Annotated in this window: 15 protein-coding genes and 1 pseudogene; 5 read left to right on the top strand and 11 right to left on the bottom strand. The window is 33.6% G+C overall.

All coding sequences use genetic code 11. The annotated features are described in order from the left end of the window. Positions 1 to 3 precede the first annotated feature (3 nt). A complete protein-coding gene (locus MUA40_RS00630) occupies positions 4 to 1,518 on the bottom strand; it encodes a PTS mannitol transporter subunit IIBC (RefSeq protein ID WP_126496524.1) in 1,515 nt (504 codons plus the stop codon). A 728-nt stretch (positions 1,519 to 2,246) separates the two neighbouring features. Here MUA40_RS00630 and MUA40_RS00625 point away from each other — a divergent pair. Beyond that, entirely contained in the window at positions 2,247 to 4,088 is a 1,842-nt protein-coding gene (locus MUA40_RS00625; RefSeq protein WP_262569694.1) for a B domain-containing protein, read from the top strand. 784 nt (positions 4,089 to 4,872) lie between these two features. Continuing rightward, positions 4,873 to 5,202, top strand: coding sequence for a hypothetical protein (locus tag MUA40_RS00620; RefSeq protein WP_016425852.1), 330 nt, complete (start codon positions 4,873 to 4,875; stop codon positions 5,200 to 5,202). 360 nt (positions 5,203 to 5,562) lie between these two features. Here the strand turns inward: MUA40_RS00620 and MUA40_RS00615 are convergent, their stop codons facing one another. After that, positions 5,563 to 6,570 (bottom strand): DUF418 domain-containing protein, encoded by a 1,008-nt coding sequence (locus MUA40_RS00615; RefSeq protein WP_016425851.1) that lies wholly within the window; start codon positions 6,568 to 6,570, stop codon positions 5,563 to 5,565. 250 nt (positions 6,571 to 6,820) lie between these two features. Between MUA40_RS00615 and MUA40_RS00610 the strand changes: the two are divergent. Then, positions 6,821 to 7,300: pseudogene (locus tag MUA40_RS00610) on the top strand (YagU family protein). A 76-nt stretch (positions 7,301 to 7,376) separates the two neighbouring features. Here the strand turns inward: MUA40_RS00610 and MUA40_RS00605 are convergent. Beyond that, positions 7,377 to 8,141 (bottom strand): hypothetical protein, encoded by a 765-nt coding sequence (locus MUA40_RS00605; RefSeq protein ID WP_126496389.1) that lies wholly within the window; start codon positions 8,139 to 8,141, stop codon positions 7,377 to 7,379. A gap of 3 nt (positions 8,142 to 8,144) precedes the next feature. Next, positions 8,145 to 8,471 (bottom strand): PadR family transcriptional regulator, encoded by a 327-nt coding sequence (locus tag MUA40_RS00600; RefSeq protein ID WP_016425848.1) that lies wholly within the window; start codon positions 8,469 to 8,471, stop codon positions 8,145 to 8,147. 369 nt (positions 8,472 to 8,840) lie between these two features. On the opposite strand from MUA40_RS00600, the gene MUA40_RS00595 reads away from it, so the two are divergent. Further along, the gene (locus MUA40_RS00595; protein ID WP_262569692.1) at positions 8,841 to 9,149 is read left to right on the top strand and encodes a PadR family transcriptional regulator; all 309 of its coding nucleotides are present in this window, start codon (positions 8,841 to 8,843) and stop codon (positions 9,147 to 9,149) included. A 26-nt stretch (positions 9,150 to 9,175) separates the two neighbouring features. Beyond that, positions 9,176 to 9,733: a DUF2812 domain-containing protein gene (locus tag MUA40_RS00590; protein WP_167732638.1), complete on the top strand. Its 558-nt coding sequence runs from the start codon at positions 9,176 to 9,178 to the stop codon at positions 9,731 to 9,733. A 142-nt stretch (positions 9,734 to 9,875) separates the two neighbouring features. Here MUA40_RS00590 and MUA40_RS00585 read toward each other — a convergent pair whose 3' ends face one another. From MUA40_RS00585 to ausB, 7 genes are all read right to left on the bottom strand, one after another. Next, on the bottom strand, positions 9,876 to 11,114 hold the full coding sequence (locus MUA40_RS00585; protein ID WP_016425845.1) for a restriction endonuclease subunit S: 1,239 nt from the start codon (positions 11,112 to 11,114) through the stop codon (positions 9,876 to 9,878). After that, positions 11,107 to 12,663, bottom strand: coding sequence for a type I restriction-modification system subunit M (locus tag MUA40_RS00580; protein ID WP_016425844.1), 1,557 nt, complete (start codon positions 12,661 to 12,663; stop codon positions 11,107 to 11,109). The genes MUA40_RS00585 and MUA40_RS00580 overlap by 8 nt, the downstream gene beginning before the upstream one ends. A gap of 1 nt (position 12,664) precedes the next feature. Beyond that, positions 12,665 to 13,246 (bottom strand): restriction endonuclease subunit S, encoded by a 582-nt coding sequence (locus tag MUA40_RS00575; protein ID WP_016425843.1) that lies wholly within the window; start codon positions 13,244 to 13,246, stop codon positions 12,665 to 12,667. A gap of 82 nt (positions 13,247 to 13,328) precedes the next feature. Then, a complete protein-coding gene (locus MUA40_RS00570; RefSeq protein ID WP_262569691.1) occupies positions 13,329 to 16,124 on the bottom strand; it encodes a type I restriction endonuclease subunit R in 2,796 nt (931 codons plus the stop codon). A 982-nt stretch (positions 16,125 to 17,106) separates the two neighbouring features. Then, positions 17,107 to 17,934: a peptidoglycan recognition protein family protein gene (locus tag MUA40_RS00565; RefSeq protein WP_016425840.1), complete on the bottom strand. Its 828-nt coding sequence runs from the start codon at positions 17,932 to 17,934 to the stop codon at positions 17,107 to 17,109. A 148-nt stretch (positions 17,935 to 18,082) separates the two neighbouring features. After that, complete coding sequence (locus MUA40_RS00560) at positions 18,083 to 18,484, bottom strand: hypothetical protein (RefSeq protein ID WP_016425839.1); 402 nt, start codon at positions 18,482 to 18,484, stop codon at positions 18,083 to 18,085. A gap of 193 nt (positions 18,485 to 18,677) precedes the next feature. Beyond that, positions 18,678 to 19,301, bottom strand: a complete 624-nt coding sequence (gene ausB, locus MUA40_RS00555; RefSeq protein WP_016425838.1) for an aureusimine biosynthesis 4'-phosphopantetheinyl transferase AusB — start codon at positions 19,299 to 19,301, stop codon at positions 18,678 to 18,680. Between the last annotated feature and the right edge of the window lie 9 nt (positions 19,302 to 19,310).

Here is a 19,310-nt window from a genome sequence, read left to right as displayed (position 1 = left end):
TCGTTATTCATCTTTCTTCAAATTGTTCAGTAACTCCTCATATCTTGGTGAGTTTAAAAAGTTATCCACTGAAATATGAATGGCTGTCGGTACTTGCTTAATTGCTCGGTCAGTTAATGTTTTTTGAGTAATGATCAGTTGGGCATCTTTGGGCAACTGGTTAATAGCGGTATTTGTGACATGAATATCTGTAAGTCCCTGTTTTTTGAACTTATTTCTCAACATGCTTGCGCCCATTGCACTTGATCCCATTCCAGCATCACAAGCAAAAATAATATGATGGATATCATGATAGTCATGGGCCGATACTTGTTCTGTATTGTATTGATGAAGTAATCCCTCTTCAGCGTTGGCTTCATCTACCTTTTTGTCAGCTTCTTCAGTTTTTTTACTTTCAGCGCCAGTTAATTTCGAAGCAACTTGTGATTTTTTTCCTTTCGTTGCTTCCATTTGTGCTGTAGCTTCTTCAATATCTTGTTGCGTATCTTTCGTAAATTTTAAAATGAATGCAGATACAATAAATGAAACTGCCGCAGCTAGAAATACACCGAGCAACATGTGTAAAAACTCGCCTCTTGGAGCGTTGATACAATAGACGATAAATGACCCTGGAGAAGCTGGACTTTTAAAACCAAAGCCTGTTGCTTGATAAGTTGCCACACCTGTCACTCCGCCCAAAATAACGGATAAAAACAACATCGGTCTCATTAAAACGTAAGGGAAGTAAATCTCATGAATCCCTCCTAAAAAGTGAATGATACCTGCACCATAAGACGTTGCTTTCGCTGTGCCTTTTCCAAAAATCATATAGGCCACAAGCACGCCTAAAACGGGACCCGGATTAGACTCAATCGTATATAAAATGGATTGTCCTAAAGATGCAGCTTGGTCGGCGCCTAATGGTGTGAAAACACCGTGGTTGATTGCGTTATTTAAGAACACAATTTTCGCAGGCTCTACAATAATGCTCACGATTGGAAGTAAGTGCGCATGCACTAATCCTTCAACAGCAACGGATAAAATGTGCATCACAAATTTCATGATTGGTGCTAAAATTTCGAAACCTAAAATCGTCATAATAAAGCCCAAAATACCAGCAGAAAAGTTATTGAATAACATTTCAAAACCTTGAGGCGTGCGTGGTTGGATCCATTCATCTACCTTTTTCATGAGCCAACCGACTAACGGTCCCATAATCATGGCACCTAACAGCATGGGCGTTTGAGGCAATGCAACAATGACCCCCATAGTAGAAGTCGCTGCTATAATTCCTCCGCGTATCCCATGAATCAAACGACCTCCACTGAATGCAATTAATAATGGAATGAGATATTTAATCATAGGATCAGCAAGCTGTGCTAACTCTTTATTAGGGAGCCAACCATGATCGATGAAAATGGCTGCGATAAATCCCCAGGCAATAAAAGCACCAATGTTTGGCATGATCATACTACTGAGGAACGAACCGAAAGCTTGTACTTTGCGCCCCATTCCTTTCTTTTCTTCAGTCTTTGACATAAATACACCCCTTCTTTAATTCAATTTATATAAATTGTAAGGGCTTTTATAACGGGGGCTCAATATAAAGAAATAGTGAGTTTGTCACAACCTTTTTGACATCATTCACTTAGTTAAAATCACGTGTGAAAAATAAAGATGGAAGAAGTGATTAGAAAAGGGGACATAAATTTTTTAAAGGAGTGCATATTTTTTATAAAAAGAGGAAATTTGTTACTATTTTTCAAAAAGTATATGTTATGTGAGGTTATGGATAGCAGTCTAATTCGAATAAAAAGCATATAAATGCAGTATGATTCATAGTTTATACCTTAAAACTAACCATTTACGATCTTTTTTCAAATGTCTTGGTAAAGATTTAAAGCACCGCATAGACCCCTACCAAAGTCTATTCGGTGCTCTTTTTTGCACTTTTTTAAATTCAAAATTTATGCAATAAGCATTCATTTTATTCACAAAAAATTTACATAACATGAACTAATGGGAAAAATTTGAACATGTTCCTTCATTATATTGTACAATTTTTAGACTTTTAAAATACAGTGTTATGCAACAGTATATTTCTAATAAATATAGATTTTTTATAAAAATCGATTAACCCCAATCTGATGTTGCTAGGTTAATTTGTCATATATTTTTAAATTTGCACTATACATTTTTATAGTTATATTGTAGTCTTATAGTAAGCGTTACATTATACATTTTATTTTTATAAGGGGTTGTAATCAATGGAAAATAAAAACTTTTTTAGTATTCGTAAACTTTCTATCGGTGTCGGATCTTGCTTAATCGCGAGCTCTTTATTAGTAAGCTCTCCTACATTTGCAGAAGAAAACAATGCGAATGCTACAAATACTGCTGAGGCTCAACAAAATGCTTTCGCTGAAATTTTAGACTTACCTAATCTTAATGAAAACCAACGTAATGGTTTCATCCAAAGTCTTAAAGACGATCCAAGTGTAAGTAAAGACATTCTTGCTGAAGCTAAAAAATTAAACGACAGCCAAGCTGGTTCACAACCTGCACCTGATCACAGTGCAGACCAACAAAATGCATTCTATGAAATCTTACACTTACCTAACCTTACTGAAGAACAACGTAACGGTTTTATCCAAAGTCTTAAAGACGATCCAAGCGTAAGTGCAGACATCTTAATCCAAGCTAGAAACGTAAACGTTGCGCAAGCACCAACAAAACCTGCACCTAATGTTAATGAAGATCAACAAAATGCGTTCTACGAAATTTTAAACTTACCTAACTTAAACGAAGATCAACGTAACGGTTTTATCCAAAGTCTTAAAGATGATCCAAGTGTAAGCAAAGATATTCTTGCTGAAGCTAAAAAATTAAACGACAGCCAAGCTGCTCCTGATTACACAGAAGCACAACAAAATGCGTTCTATGAAATCTTACACTTACCTAACCTTAGCGAAGATCAACGTAATGGTTTCATCCAAAGCCTTAAAGATGATCCAAGTGTAAGCAAAGATATTCTTGCTGAAGCTAAAAAATTAAACGACAGCCAAGCTGCTCCTGATTACACAGAAGCACAACAAAATGCGTTCTATGAAATCTTACACTTACCTAACCTTAGCGAAGATCAACGTAATGGTTTCATCCAAAGCCTTAAAGATGATCCAAGTGTAAGCAAAGACATTCTTGCTGAAGCTAAAAAATTAAACGACAGCCAAGCTGCTCCTGATTATAGCGAAGCTCAACAAAACGCATTCTATGAAATCTTACACTTACCTAACCTTACTGAAGAACAACGTAATGGTTTCATCCAAAGCCTTAAAGATGACCCAAGCGTAAGTAAAGAAATCCTTGCTGAAGCTAAAAAATTAAACGACAGCCAAGCACCTAAAAAAGATGATGGTACAACAAACCCATCTGATAACAACAACAATGATAACCAAGCTGGACAAAACGACAACAAAGACGATCAAGGTAATAAAGCCGAAGATAAAGGCGACAAAGACAACAAAGGCGACCAAGATAACAAAGCTGAAGACAAAGGCGACAAAGACAACAAAGGCGACCAAGGTAACAAAGCTGAAGACAAAGGCGACAAAGACAACAAAGGTGACCAAGGTAACAAAGCTGAAGACAAAGGCGACAAAGACGACAAAGACAACAAAGCCGACAAAGGTAACAAAGCTGACCAAGCTGGTAAAAAAGACAACAAAGACATGGGCGTAGCTAAAGAACAATCTGGTAACAACGGTATGAACAATTCTGGTAACAAAGCAATGCCAAAAGCTTCAACTCACGTTGTTAAACCTGGTGAAACTTTAAACGAAATCGCTAAAGCAAACAACACAACTGCTGACCAAATTGCTAAAGACAATCACTTAGCAGACAAAAATGTCATCATGCCTGGTCAAGAACTTGTGATCAACAAACCAGCAATGATGAACGAAAACAAAGATGCAAAAGCAAACAGCGAAATGAAAGCTTTACCTGAAACTGGTGGCGAAAGCGATGCTGCATTATTCGGTACAACACTTGCAGGTGGATTAAGCTTAGCATTCGGTTCATTATTATTAGGCCGTAGCAGAAAATCAAACTAAGTTTCAACATTTTCCAATATTACACATAAAGAGAGAGACAACCTAGAAAATAATAAACGGGATTAAAAAACTGTGTAGTCGTGTTTAAAAACGCGACTGCACAGTTTATTTTTGTGGTATGGAAGTGTGTATCCTTATAAACTTAAATCAATTATTATGACGAAAAATAGACCTGTAAAGTCATAACTATTGTGATAAAATTTATTAAAAGGTTCAGAGACTTAATGTCAATAAAGTAATGGAAATCAAGCAATGTTGTTTACTAACCTGTTTTGAGTAGATAGGAGTTTTTAAATTTATGAAATTAGAACAATGGATAATTTCTTTAATAACTGGGGTATTAATTTTTTAATCGGTCTTTTTATAGGACATATGACCTTCTTACCGGCTTTATTTAATGGATTCATTGGATTTTTAGGAGTCACAATTGTTTCAGCTCGTAGTTCAAAAAAACGGAAAAAGTAAGGAGCGGTTTGAGGTTTTGAAACGATTATAAACAAGTTGCTTTTTCAATTCTCTGTCAAACCAAGAAAAGGGTACGAATAATCAAGATAGCATTAGCTTAGAAAATATTTAGGATTCTGTATTAGAAAAGCGTCGGGATAAATATATAGTACCAACTTTAAATAATATTTTAAAACAAGAAGAGGCGACTTGGGGTAATGTAGGAGGACAAGTTGCTCAAGCCCTTATGAATACTGGCATTAAAGATTCTTCTGCACGTAGTATTGGATTTGGGGTATCTCAAGTGGGTCAAACTTTAATATAAGAGAGTGTGATTTTAATGAATAACGAAGAGTTAGAATCTAGACTTTTGTTGATTAAGCAGTCTATAGATGTACTTCAAGAGGAACTAGCTCCTAATTTGAAAACTAAAGATTTAGTTTTATTACGTTATGGTTATAATGTTGATGAGATTAAAAAGTTGAATAATTATCTATTTATGTTAACAACAGAAAATAAAAAAGTGACAAAGCGTGAATTTGAGTCGAAGTTATGCGAGATTAGAAATCTTCCTAATATTCCAAAGGGACAGGTTAACGATGTTTTGGAAGGTTATAGAAACAGTAACTTACATGTTGATGTTGTTAAGTATATTTTAAATAACGAATAAAAATTTATTGAAAAAAACCTCTAATTTTAGAGGCTTTTTAACGGTTTTCTTTTTGTCTTTATCATAAGTGTAACTATTTCGATTTTGAATTGTTACTCTTAAAGTACCGATATGTCCAAGCTAGAGCATCAAAAAATAAGACGAGCCAAAGATTACAGGCTGAAATTGTCATCTCGAAAAATGAAGTCATAATCTACGAAGTTCTATCATAAAAAAGAAGTGCTAAGATGATTTTCAATTAAACATCATCTTAGCTCTATTTATTTTGAGATTTATATTCCAGACTCATTGCGTATCGTACCAAAATCACGGCGACTTCTGTACCCATTTCTTTAATACTCATGTTCAATTACATCGATATTAACTTCTTTTGATTTTAAAGACTTGTAAATAAGTCCCCATTCTCCAAATGTATTCAATCGGTCCGTATCTAAATGCGCGTAGCCAAATCATTGAAAAGGCCATTTGTACAGCTAAAATCGCGACACAGACTAACCCTGTTTGTGCAAAGGTTAATGTAACAAATTTGCCGACAATAATAATTAAAAATGTATTCAATAAATAATTCGTTAAAGCCATTTGACCGTAATATTTGAGTGGTCGCAATATTTTTTTCGCACCTTCAAATTTTAATAAGTAGACAAACACTAGCACATAGAATAGTGAAATAAACGGTGCAGTATAGACGATGAGATTTGAAAAAGTCTCATACTTCTTAACAAAAGTCTCATTTGACATTGTAGATTCCACTAGATCATAAGCTGGTGCGACATAATAGAGTTGTAAAATAACCATAGAAATGATAAAACCTATTGTTGATAACAATAATGAAATACGCAGTGCTTTCGCATGATGGTAGATCGTCTTATGAAGGTCATATTGCCCAATTGTATAACCGAGTATAAATAGTCCCGGTATAAAAGTGATTTTGTTACCGCTTAGGACGCCTAACGCCAATAAAATCAGTCCAAGGACGAGATTGATACGCTTATTTACAAATGTAAAAAGTAAAAGAGGTAAACCCACAATCGCGTAGAAAAACAATGCTTCTCCGGGTTGGAAGATTTGATGTATCAAACCCAATAGCAATAGGATTAGGATTCTTCTTAAATAAAGAAAGTACGGATTGACGTCTTTTTGTTTCGCATTGTGAAAAAAGATATAAAAGCCGATACCAAATAATAATGAAAAGATAGAAAAGAATTTCGCTTCAACCAAAATATTTAAATATTTCATATACACAATGTCGACATTTCCTGTATGTTCTGTCACATGTATAATCGAAACAATGTTCGCAAAAATAATACCAAGTAAAGCAAATCCTCTTAAATAATCTAAAACTTCAATTCTCTTTTTTGTAGGTTCCATAAAATGCTCCTTTTTCATATGTCCTGTTTAATAATATAGGTTTAAGTTCAAGCCATCATGAGACTTAGGAAGTATTTTACAAGTGAATGAAAAATGAATCCTACTATTGTATAAATCGTCCCACAATATACATATTCTGTTATTAAATAGACAAATATTTTTATTCAAAATGAATTGAGAACATTTTCACGTAGTACTATACTAAATATAGATAAATAAACAGGAGGTCTTTCAGTTGAATAAAAGACACATAGGTATGTTCATCTATACAGGTATTATCGGTGGTTTACTGTCTGGTATTGTAAAATTAGGTTGGGAAGTCATGTTTCCACCACGAACACCTGAAAGAAACGCGACGAATCCGCCTCAACAATTATTGCAACAATTAGGATTCAGTCACGATTTCACACATCAAACGTATACATTCTCCGGCATGTCATTACCTTGGGTGAGCTTTATCGTTCACTTTAGTTTTTCCATTGTCATTGCCATTATCTATTGTTTCTTAGTTAAAAAGTATGCGTATATGGCAATGTGACAAGGGGCTGTCTTTGGTATTGTGATTTGGGTGTTATTCCACTTGATCATTATGCCGATTATGCATACCGTTCCTGCGCCTTGGGATCAACCTTTCCAAGAGCATCTCTCTGAATTATTCGGTCATATCGTTTGGATGATGACAATCGATCTTGTGCGACAACTATTCGTCCATCGCTATCAATTAGATTAAAATTAAAAACCGCTCAATTGTGATAAGTTCACATCACATGAGCGGTTTTTTTGATATTAGTTATTTTTAACAATATTTAATTTTTATTCTTTGAATCTTTACGAAATTGATAAAAGGTATAGACAATAAAAGCAAAATTGAGGGCAATAATTAAAGAAAACGAAATAATGAGATACTCTATTTGTGAGCCATTTTGTGTCGTTACTAAAGCAATCATATTAGGTAGACAAACTAAGAGTAAAATGAACGCGTAAATTTTTTGTTTTAATATGAAACAAATAATCGTAACTAGTATAAGCAAGATAATACCTACAATATTACTTTCTTGTTGATTCAATGTAACAATCTCATACAATGGAAAATGATGTGCTAAAAATGTGCTCAATACGATTAAACCAAATATCAGAATGCCTCCCATCGCTCCAAAAATGTATGTTTTTTTACTGTCACCAAATGTCAATATCAACTTCCGAATCATATATAGGCCAAGTATGACAGTGATTAAAAAAGTAAAAATCGCATTTAAAATGGTACTTACTGTTAAAGTATAAGACTGTGCGAATAAATCAGGTACTGTAAACAGTGCGAACAGAAATAAGACATAAAAGGTAACATATTTAGTCAAAAGATTGATAAAAGGCAAATGCTTTGAAAACTGGTCAGCATAGGCTTTAATTGGCGTATCAATAATTGCATGGACATCTTCACCTTGTTTTTCTGCAGTTTCTAAATGATCTCTTAATTCTGCTTCAATTTCTTCAATATCTTCTTCCTTTTTACCTCTAAACAAAAGTTCAACTCTAAGTTTAACTAAAAAATCTTCTGACTGTTTACTTAACATTTCTTACACCCTCCCAAAAAGATGATTCATACCTGTATTCAAATCACGCCATTTTACTTTGAATTGTTCAAGCTCTTTTTCTCCACTTTCCGAAATCGTATAATACTTTCGCTTCGGTCCACCATTATCTGATTTTCTTGTTGTTGTATGCACATATCCTTTCTGACTTAATCGTAATAATACAGGGTATATACTCCCATCACTAATTTCTGGAAACTGGTTATCTTTTAATTTTTCTAGAATTTCATACCCATAAGTTTCTCCTTGCGCGATTAAACCTAATATCGCGCCATCCAAAAGCCCTTTCATCATTTGATTAGATACAGACATGTCCATCACCTATTCTAACTATCTTATAATATAAGATAGTTGATTTTTAGAAACCCGTCAACACTCTTATAATAAAAAGTGAGTTAATGGCACTTGTCGCGATTCAATCTATAAATATAATTGTCTAATCATATAATGCTATCTATTCAAACAGCTAGCAAAATATTATTTCTATCCTTTTAAACAATCAAGTATTATTCATCATTAACAAAACCAGAAATTAGCGTTACTTCACTTCTAACTGACAGTGTTCAATGACTTCCTCCCCCATTGCTATTAATAAAGACTATTTATACAGTTGAACTTTATAAAGTTTTACTATATAATTTAACTATACAGTTCGACGATATAGTTAAAAGGAGTGACAACATGAAACGCTATCCGCTAGTGCCTCTATCTGAAACGATGCATTATATTCTTTTAGCCGTCAGAACACCCATTCATGGCTATAAAATCATGCAAATTGTCAAAGAAAAAAGTGAGGAAGAAGTCAATATCGCAGCAGGGACATTGTATGGCGCACTTGAAAACTTAAAAAAGCACCAATACATTGAATTAATCAGCCCGCCCAAAGAGCGAAAAAAAGTTTATCAAATTACTGAATTAGGCGAACATATTTTAGCAATAGAAAACAAAAGATTATTAAGAATGGCCGAAATCTACAAAAAAAGGAAGTGAGAAGAATGAGGAAGTTTAAAATCTTTATGAATCCTATTAAAGAAGAAGCATGGATTAATGCACAACTAGAGAAAGGCTATCAATTAATAGCGCATAGCTCATGGGGCATCTGCACTTTTAGAAAGACAGAGAAAAAATATGTGACTAGAATTGATTATCGTTCACTCAACAAAAAGCAGTATGACGAATACATTGCGCTACACGAAGACTGTGGTTGGCAACATGTTTATGGCCATAAATATGGCACTGACAATCAATACTGGCAAAAAGAAAAAGAAGGTCAAGATGTTTTATTTTCTGACACCACATCACAAATCCAATATTTCAAACGACTACAGACCTTTTACTTGTCTATAATGCTTCCTTTTTTCTTTATCATATTTTTCTACTTAAAAAGTGGCATATTCCATTTATTTTTAACACCTGGTTTGTTTGAAATGCCTTTTGACCTGATGTGGAAAGCAATACTATTTGAGTTGCCATTTGCGCTACTTAGACTCCTTCCTCTTTTAGTCTTGATCTATATTGGGTACCTCATCATTAAAAACAGCATCAAAATCAAAGCAATGGAAAAGAACACATAATAAAAAGGGTGTCATCAATGGCACCCTTTTTTATTCCTGTTCATTATTTCCAAAATAAAGCTTTTACATTAAACCCTACTTTAAGATGCTGTTCATTCTCAGTTTAATTAAAACAAATTAACATAATAGGCCCTTATCAGAATTAAACGAACATCTTCTGTAAAAATCCTTTTTTTCTCACTTTCAATCTTTTAACTTTAGCTGATTGTTTTTCGATAAAACTATCTAGTTTAATAAAAAAGCTACCTATTTTTTTCTGTTCACTTAATGAAGGAAGATTTACGGCAATAATGCCTATATCTTTAGAATTATAGGATGGTAAAGCACCTACTTGAGCATATTTTGGTAAATTTAAAGTTTGAAAAAATATATTTCCAAAGTTTGTATCCCAATGAGTCGAAAATGAATAACTCATTGTATTGTTATCCATTAAAAATGGTTCTATCACCATTCTTTTTCTGTTCAACATTATAGCTGCGCCTACTTTAGCAAATATTACAGCTGGCACATCATTTATAACTTTCCACTTCTTTTCATTTATTTGTTGATCAGTAACATAATTATTGGCCATATTCATAAGAGTTTTATTAGTGGGAAGGTTCATATCAGAAACTTTAAAAAATGGTATTCCTAAATTTCCGCCTTGATATTTTTCTGGAAATCCAACTCCAGAATTGAATGTTCCTAATTCTTCAAGTTTTTGCTCATTCCACTCTGGATAATTATTTCCATTCTCATCTTTAAATCTTAATTCTTGTGAGAAAATCTTTTGCACATAGCCCTTTTTCTGTTCTTCTAACAAAGCTAATTTTTTCTCCTCTAACTCGATTTGATGATCGAGTTTGCTAAAAAATTCACCGATCTTTTGTTGTTCAAGCAACATTGGTGTAAACAAATTTATAGAAAAGAAGTCGTTTACTGGAATATTTAGTAAACCATGATTTCTGGCTCCTTCTACAGCTATTTGAGAAACTTCTTTATACCATTTATCTGATTCGAAGTAATGTTTCATAAATTCTGAACTTTGATTATCATTAAATTTAAAGCAAATATATAGCGTTGATAATGCACCTTGATCATATCTCTCTAATCTTTTAATTGCACCCAATGGATAACCATTCGAATAACTTTTATTATATGCAAACTCACCATTTTTAATCAGCGTATAATTATCCAAGTTTTTAGCAGATACTGACTTACTAAAGTATGTAACCTGATCTACTAAACCTAATGCCCCTGAAATAGTTAAGGGCATTTTAGAGACAGAATTGGTATTTTTACGTTTAACTCTATTGCTTATTTCACCAAGAACTTTTTTCTCCCATTCACCATCAAACTCAGGAAATCTTAGTTCAGGCACATTTTTTGTTTCATTAGTCATGCATCTCAACTCCCAATTCTTTGAGGTAACCTGCAATTTCTTTTTCTAATGATGCAATTTCTTCATCCACTGCTTTGATTTCTTGCTGAACTGCCTCTAAGTCAACAGGCTCTTCCTCTTCAAAAGTATCCACGTATCTTGGAATATTTAGGTTATAGTCATTCTCTTTAATTTCATCTAAAGTAACAACGTGACTGTATTTCTCGATGTCTTCACGCTTTAAGTACGTTTCGACAATTTTATTCACATCTTCATCTGAAAGATGGTTTTGATTTTTCCCTTTTTCGAATGATTGTGATGCATCAATAAATAAGACATTTTCATCTTTTTCACGACATTTTTTAAAAACTAATATCGCTGTAGGGATACTCGTACCGAAAAAGAGGTTTGCTGGTAACCCAATGATAGCGTCTAAATAGTTTTTTTCTTCAATGAGATACTTTCTAATTACACCTTCTGCAGCGCCACGGAAAAGCACACCGTGTGGTAAGATAACAGCCATTGTACCATTGTCATCTAAGTGATAAATCATATGTTGAATGAAGGCAAAGTCCGCTTTTGACTTTGGTGCTAATTTACCATAGTTACTAAAACGCTCATCATCTAAAAATGATGGGTCTGCGCTCCATTTTGCGCTGTATGGTGGGTTAGCAACCACCGCTTCAAATTTTTCTTCCAATACTGCTGGATGTTCTAATGTGTCACCATTTTCAATAGAGAAATGATTGTAGTTCACGTCATGTAGCAACATGTTCATTCGAGCGAGGTTGAATGTTGTGCTGTTGTATTCTTGACCATAATAATGTCTTACATTCGCTTCTCGTCCCACTCTCAATAATAAAGAACCTGAGCCACATGTAGGGTCATAAACATTTTTTAAGTCTTGTTTATTTGCAGTTACGATTTTAGCTAATATTTTAGAAACTTGTTGAGGCGTATAGAACTCTCCTGCTTTTTTACCTGCTGTTGCTGCAAATTGGCCAATTAAGTATTCATATGCGTCACCTAACATATCAATTTCGATATCACTATGCACAAATGGTAAAGTAGATAAATTCATCATGACTTTAGAAATTAATTTTGTACGTGCAGCATTTGTATTCCCTAGACGCGAAGAATTTAAATCCATGTCATCAAAAAGATGATCAAAATCGTCTTCACTCTCTTGGCCTCTTGTAGAAGTTTCAATTTTACTGATGGCTTTATGCAAGTCCTCTATTTCAAATGTTTGATTCTCAATTTTTTTTATTAAAGTGCTAAATAAGTCTTGTGGTTCAATCACATAACCGATACGTTCTAATAATTCTGCTTCTAATGCTGCTTTATAATCTTCATTTTGCCATGCTTGTTCATAAGTCATGTTTTCTCCCTCAAGTAAAACATCAACTTGAACTTCTGTTTTTTCAGACAAAAAGCGATAAAAGATTAACCCTAAAATATAGTTTCTAAACTCACTTGCATCCATATTCCCACGCAAATCGTTCGCAATACTCCATAATTTTTTCTGTAATTCCGCTTGTTGTTGACGTTGTTTCTCCGTAATTGACATATTAATGTTCCTCCCTAAATAAAATCGCTCTTAAATAAGTATCCATCAGATGTTCTCTTTTAGCTTTTAAGTATTTTAATCTCACTCTGCTATGTGCTAAGTTTCCTATTAATTCTTGCTGGTGCATACAAGGCAACGGTATTTCTAATGCTTGTAACTGCTTATGCGTAATTTTTTTAATCATGCTTCCACCTTGTTGATAAAGCTTGATTTGTTTTAATGCTTTCGGTGAGTAGTTTAACCAATACACAAGATAGCGTGGATAAACTCTATCTCTATCTACTTCAATATGTGTATAGTTATACGGTAAGATTGCCCCTGAATACTTAGAACTTACAATGACACATTCTCCAGTAATCATATTGAAAACGATCTGTCCTGCTTCAATACATTTCGCATTGTGCCCTTCTTCCAAAGTTATCATTTTGGGCTGAGTTGGATGCCGGGTATATTTACCTAAATCCTCGTCCATCATGTTTTGGTCATAAATCATTATCGGCGTGCCAAGTGCATCTGCAACGGGGGTTAAGCGATTGATAATCGTCCCACTGTGATATCGGATTAACGGTTTGATTGCACTCATCTCCTTGAAGTTTTATTCTACTACATGAAGTATACACCTAAAAATAACTGCAGTAAAGTAAAACTGCAGTTATTTTTAAAATTTATTCTATGCTGCTATATTTTTGTGCTGTTTCCATAACAAAGCTTTTGATTTTATTCGCTGTTTTCGTTCTTGCTAAAAATCCACCTTGGTTCTTCAATCCTTCATCAATAGTATTTTTATTAATACTGCCACTATATTCATACTCTTCGATAATATGACCTAACAATTGATACGGATATGCTTTATCTTCCGCAAATGCTTCAATTTCTTTATGCTTTTCAGCTTCTTCATATTGATAGTAAGCTTCATTCACATCTGTACCTTCTTTTAATGTTGGCACAACTTTATCTAAAAATTGACGGATTAAATCTGCTTTTAGACGTAATTGTTCATCATCTGCACGATCCAATAATTGGTGAATTTGTTTCCGATTACGTTCTTGTTCAACTTTATCCTTAAGTTCAATCTGACCAATTAAGTTCATAATATATTGTACATTGATTAAATCATTTCTAAGAATTTCTACTTTAAAATCAATATCCTCAAGGATAGAAACACCCTCAGACTCTTCTTTATTACTTTTCACTACTTTTTCATATAAGTTTAAATACTTACTCTTATAATCTTCAAAGGTTTGCTCGCTAATTCCCAACTGTTCTGGTGTAAATTCAAACTCTTCAAACGTTTTTAATTTTAACAATAAGCTTGCTAAAGCTCTAAATATCAATACAAATTCTTTTTGGTCATCTTCTCGCTCTAACTGATCTATATCAGCGGGTGTGATAACCAGCGCAAATAATTGCTTCAATATTTCCTTAAAGTCAGCTAGATATTCTTCATATGAGCCACTGAGTACAGTATCTGTATTATCAGTTTGTGAAAAGATTTCTATCGCTTGATCTGTTTCCACTTTCAAGTCACGATAACAAACAATATTACCATAAGGCTTTGTTTCTTTTTCAACACGATTCGTTCTTGAATAAGCTTGAATCAAATTGTGATATTTTAGATTTTTATCAACATAAAGCGTATTCAATTTTTTACTATCAAATCCTGTTAAAAACATGTCAACAACGATAAGAATGTCTATTTTTTCTCCAGGTATCACTTTCTTCATCTTTTTAGAGACATCAGAGAAAAAGCCATCAAAATAATCCGTGTTAAAGTTTGTCCCAAACATTGCATTATAGTCTACCATGACGCGATCTAACATTTCTCTTGAATGTACAAAATCTTCTTGTTCATTTGAATCTTCATTAGGTTGAAATGTAAAAATGGTTGTGACATTTAAATTATGTTTACCTGCTTCTTTTGCTTTTTTAAAAGCTTCATAATAGGCAATAGCCATCGGAATACTTTGTACTGTGAGCATAGAGGTATAATGACCATTTCTTGTTTTTTTAGCATAGTTTTCAATGATATGATTAGTAATTTTACTGATTCTTTCTTCCGCCATCCAAACTTCTTTTTCATTGATTTTACTAACATATTCTTCTTCTAAGTCTTTTTTAGGGTCAAATGTACGTGCATAATCTACAGAGAAACCAAGAACATTACCATCTCTTATCGCATCTTTAATTAAATAATGATGCAAACATTTATCAAAGATGTCGGCAGTGGCACGGCCATCTTGACTCTTGTTCTCCTCAAAACGCGGTGTACCAGTAAAACCAAAGTATTGCGCATTTTTAAAATGTTGTTTAACTGAGCGGTGCATTTCACCGAATTGACTTCGGTGACATTCATCTATAATAAATACGACTTTGTCGTGCTCGTACTGATTCATAACCGGGTCATTCGATTTAATCGCATGTGCCATCTTTTGGATGGTTGTCACAATTAATGGTAATGTTGCATCCCCTAGTTGCTTTAACAATTTACGCGTGCTGTCTGTTAAGTCAACAGAATCTTCTTGGAATTTATTAAATTCAGCCAACGTTTGACTGTCTAAATCTTTTCGGTCTACTAAAAAGATGACTTTCTTAATACCTTCTTGTTGCGACAAGATTTGACTCGCTTTAAAAGAGGTTAAAGTTTTTCCGCTTCCTGTCGTATGCCAAATAAAACCATTGTTATTAGTTTCAAGTGCACGCTCTATCAATTTTTCAACTGCATACACTTGATATGGACGTAAAGCCATAAGAATCTTATCAGTCTCATTAACAATCATATAGCGACTGATTATTTTAGCGAGATGACACGGCTCTAAAAAGTCCTCAATAAAACGCTTCAAATGATTGATTCTTTCATTTTTTTCATTACTCCAGTAGAACATATGACTCTTCAATATCGTTAAATCACTATTCGCATAGTAGCGTGTTTCCATCTTGTTGCTAATCACAAACAGTTGGATATATCTAAATAAGCCAGTAAAGTTTTGTTTGCGGTAACGTTCTACCTGATTAAATGCTTCTGAAATAGCGACACCACTGCGCTTAAGTTCAATTTGAACTAATGGTAAACCATTTATCAAAATTGTCACATCATATCGACTTTTATAAGTATCTTTCACACTCACTTGATTTGTAACTTGAAATTTATTTTGACACCATTTATTTTGATCAAGGAAGCTTAAATAAACAACCGTTTCATCGTCTCGTTTGAGTACATACTTATCCCTTAAAATAACTGCACTATCAAACACAGATTTACCATTAATATCTGTAATTAAACGATCAAACTCAGTATCTGTTAATGGTTGATGATTGAGTGCTTCTATATGACGCTCATTAATAATTGCTCTAAAATTTTGTAACATTTCATCGTGTGTATGAATATTTAATTGTTCATACCCCATCTGAGTTAACTGTTTTAATACATCGTTCTCTAACGCAAATTCACTTTGATATGCCATCCAGACTCAAACCCTCTCTATTTAAACCCTGACTTAAATTTTTTATACAACAAACACACACCAATAACAAATAAAATAAATATCAGAACTTCTCCTAAGAGAAGTGCAAAAATATAAAGTAATACTACAATAATTATGAAACTAATTAACACAGCGCATGCAAGAATGAACCACGGCCCCGCTGCATATGAAATTTGATCACTATCTTCACCATAGTAATGGCGATCGAAAAATCTCTTGATCGGTTCTCTCACTATCAATAAGCATAGTATTAATGCGTACATTACTACCCCAAAAGCAATGAAATAGTAAGGAATGAACACAATAATATACAAAAGACTTTTAATTAACTCAAATAATGCTTCCATCTTACATCTCCAAAACGATTTATTTTCTAACCTCGTATGGTGCTTGTATAATAAATTGACGCTTTATTTTAAATTATAGCGCAAAACACATTATTTGTGTCATTTCCTTTCATTTTACCTTTTTAAGAGCAATCCGATTCCTTGTTGACAAAAAAGAGAATAAAGCCAGGCATCATCGCAATATGAAGTTAATGATTTGTAAAACAACATGCGATTTCTTTATTTTTTAGTTTTGTCGTGTATGATTCTAACTGTAACGGCGAATATACCTATAAATATAACAAGGATGAACAAGACGGTATTAATCATCGTTTGATATTGTTCATTATGCACAAAGATGGAGGTCATAATAATCGTTAAAGAGATCAAAATAAGAACTGTTGTGATAATATTGTATATTTTTTTCATTTTTTACCACACCTTTATTAATTTTATTTAACGATAAGTTTATAGCATTTTAAATCAAGAAAAAAGTTGTAGTTTTAATAAAGACCATCGCATAAAAAAAATAGACATTAAAAAGGCTTGCTACCTAAAAAATCAGGCAACAAACCTTTAAATTAATGGCTTACAAAAGTTTTTTCTAATACGATAAGATAGCTATATTTTATTTTTTACATATGATTATAATGATACTTCACCAAATCAAAGAATTGATGCATATCATATCCCCATATTGCATAATATGCTATTGGGTCAACGTGTGTTGTACCGCCCCAATATTTTCGAACTGCATTGTGACTAATGACGGAGCCCACGCCTTCTTGATCGTCAGCGAGTGTTGGTGTTAAATGATTTTGTTTTAACATATACGCTGCGAGCCACGCTTGGTTATTGACCGATCTTGCAAAATCATCAAAAGTATACATTCTGACAACTTCGATTTGGTAAAAATACGGGTTAGCTTGTTTGCCTGCACCCCAAACGTAATATTCTGATGGTGCAGTGAGATGAATTTCTTTATTGTCTACAAAGGCATGTACAAACGCTCTTTCATATGTAGCGTACATTCGATCGACCCATTGTTGAAGTGTCCGGTTATCTTCACCCACTTCGTGAATCACAACACCGATATAAGTTCCATATTTGTAATTGAGATGTGGTAAAGTATTCATTCTTGGATCTTTTACAATTTTTGAGTGAGGCAGATGATGTTCTATTATATATTCATTAACATTGGGGTAATAAAAAGGAGGCAAGGTGCGATTCTGTTGATCTTGATGAGCACTTTCAGTTGCGGGTGTTTTGTTTTCAGTTGCATCTTGATGCGGACTGTCATTCTCATCGTGATTCATTAACATCATTTTAGGTGCAGTTTGAGCAACGGTAGAAGAAGGTAACGGTCTGGAAAACAAACTTCTGGCATAAGTCGTAGGGGCAAAAACCATTGGCATGAGCAACAATGTGAGAGACGTCGATAACGCAGAGAGCATTTTCAGCATAAATTCCACTCCTTCATATTATTTTTTAATAATTAATAAATCATATAACATATTTATATTAATTATATTACGTTAAAACAATATAAAGTCAAGTGTTTTATGATTATAAAAGTGTAATTTTTATGTATGCCGAACTATGCGTAATTGTTTAATTCAAAGATGCTAAAATGCGATTTAAAGCGATTTCTAATTGTTCGACACTCTTTTTCACTTTTTTGATTTCGCCATGTACTTTAGCATCTGTGAAGATATTATCCCACCAAACATCATACAGTTGATCTTTTTCACTATTTGAAATCGCTAATACTAAATCCTCATCCATATTTTTAAGCATGGGCACTGTATTTTGCAATTGCGTTTGTAATTGCGATAGATGCGTATTCATTTTTTTAATCTTTCTTCTTTTGAAATAGCTATGGATTGAACTATTTCCTAACATATCAAACCCACTCCAAATACGGACGTCCTTGATTAACTTTTTTACTTTTTGTACCTCTACCAATGCGTCTTCCACTGCATTCTTTACTTCCACCACTTCATGTTGTTTCATATGAAACACCCTTTCTCATCTGCTATCTTTCTACAATTCACTATTAATCAAATCATATAATAATCCACTTTATTTTGACAATAAGCAGTCACACTTCACACTGTCATTAAAAGTGCAAAATGTGACCGCTTCAACATTTGAAATGATTGAAGTTGTGTCAATGGTCATAGCGCGTTGAGCTACATAAAGATGGTTATTTCAGTAATGTCGCAACATCGACTTCAATCATTGGCGTTTGTGTACAGGGCGCTGCTTGGCAAAGTTGGATCATCAAAGTATCTTTAATCTGTGTTTGAAATGCGACAGGTTGTCCGTGAAAATAAAGGGGTTCTAATACATTATTTGTTGCAACACCTTCTGATAGGCCTTTCCCTGTCAACTTGGCATAAGCTTCTTTTTGCGTCCAAATCATATAAAATTGTGTTTCATTATCAATCCATTGTGCTTCTTCATTTGTAAATTGCATTTTCAATCGTTGCCATTCAATTGTACTGAGGTTTTCAATATCTAAGCCAATCTCACTTTGGTCAAATGCACAAGCGACATACTTACCACTATACGACAAACTGATAAATACCGGCTGCGGTGTGTCAATGTAAGGTTTACCATAGGCACCAAATTTAAACTGCCAATCTAAAGGGTCGAGCTGATACATCGTTTTTAACCCGTAATGCACGAGTAGTTCACCAATACAGTGCTGATTTTCATTACTTTTATAGTGGTGTTTCGTATGATTTCTTTTAAACAGATATTGTTTATGCGCAAGTTGTTTCGTTATGGCTGTGGTCATCTTTTCTAAATTAACAATTAATATCATTACATTTCA

The organism is Staphylococcus schleiferi, from assembly GCF_025558325.1.
GTDB lineage: Bacteria > Bacillota > Bacilli > Staphylococcales > Staphylococcaceae > Staphylococcus > Staphylococcus schleiferi.
The sequence above is the reverse complement of the archived record's forward strand: the minus strand, read 5'-3'. Positions and strand labels throughout refer to the sequence as shown.

Excerpts from the sequence above, each read along its gene's own strand:
- MUA40_RS00630 (WP_126496524.1), bottom strand. The coding sequence starts at position 1,518 with ATGTCAAAGACTGAAGAAAAGAAAGGAATGGGGCGCAAAGTACAAGCT.
- MUA40_RS00625 (WP_262569694.1), top strand. The coding sequence starts at position 2,247 with ATGGAAAATAAAAACTTTTTTAGTATTCGTAAACTTTCTATCGGTGTC.
- MUA40_RS00620 (WP_016425852.1), top strand. The coding sequence starts at position 4,873 with ATGAATAACGAAGAGTTAGAATCTAGACTTTTGTTGATTAAGCAGTCT.
- MUA40_RS00615 (WP_016425851.1), bottom strand. The coding sequence starts at position 6,570 with ATGGAACCTACAAAAAAGAGAATTGAAGTTTTAGATTATTTAAGAGGA.
- MUA40_RS00605 (WP_126496389.1), bottom strand. The coding sequence starts at position 8,141 with ATGTTAAGTAAACAGTCAGAAGATTTTTTAGTTAAACTTAGAGTTGAA.
- MUA40_RS00600 (WP_016425848.1), bottom strand. The coding sequence starts at position 8,471 with ATGTCTGTATCTAATCAAATGATGAAAGGGCTTTTGGATGGCGCGATA.
- MUA40_RS00595 (WP_262569692.1), top strand. The coding sequence starts at position 8,841 with ATGAAACGCTATCCGCTAGTGCCTCTATCTGAAACGATGCATTATATT.
- MUA40_RS00590 (WP_167732638.1), top strand. The coding sequence starts at position 9,176 with ATGAATCCTATTAAAGAAGAAGCATGGATTAATGCACAACTAGAGAAA.
- MUA40_RS00585 (WP_016425845.1), bottom strand. The coding sequence starts at position 11,114 with ATGACTAATGAAACAAAAAATGTGCCTGAACTAAGATTTCCTGAGTTT.
- MUA40_RS00580 (WP_016425844.1), bottom strand. The coding sequence starts at position 12,663 with ATGTCAATTACGGAGAAACAACGTCAACAACAAGCGGAATTACAGAAA.
- MUA40_RS00575 (WP_016425843.1), bottom strand. The coding sequence starts at position 13,246 with ATGAGTGCAATCAAACCGTTAATCCGATATCACAGTGGGACGATTATC.
- MUA40_RS00570 (WP_262569691.1), bottom strand. The coding sequence starts at position 16,124 with ATGGCATATCAAAGTGAATTTGCGTTAGAGAACGATGTATTAAAACAG.
- MUA40_RS00565 (WP_016425840.1), bottom strand. The coding sequence starts at position 17,934 with ATGCTGAAAATGCTCTCTGCGTTATCGACGTCTCTCACATTGTTGCTC.
- MUA40_RS00560 (WP_016425839.1), bottom strand. The coding sequence starts at position 18,484 with ATGAAACAACATGAAGTGGTGGAAGTAAAGAATGCAGTGGAAGACGCA.
- ausB (WP_016425838.1), bottom strand. The coding sequence starts at position 19,301 with ATGATATTAATTGTTAATTTAGAAAAGATGACCACAGCCATAACGAAA.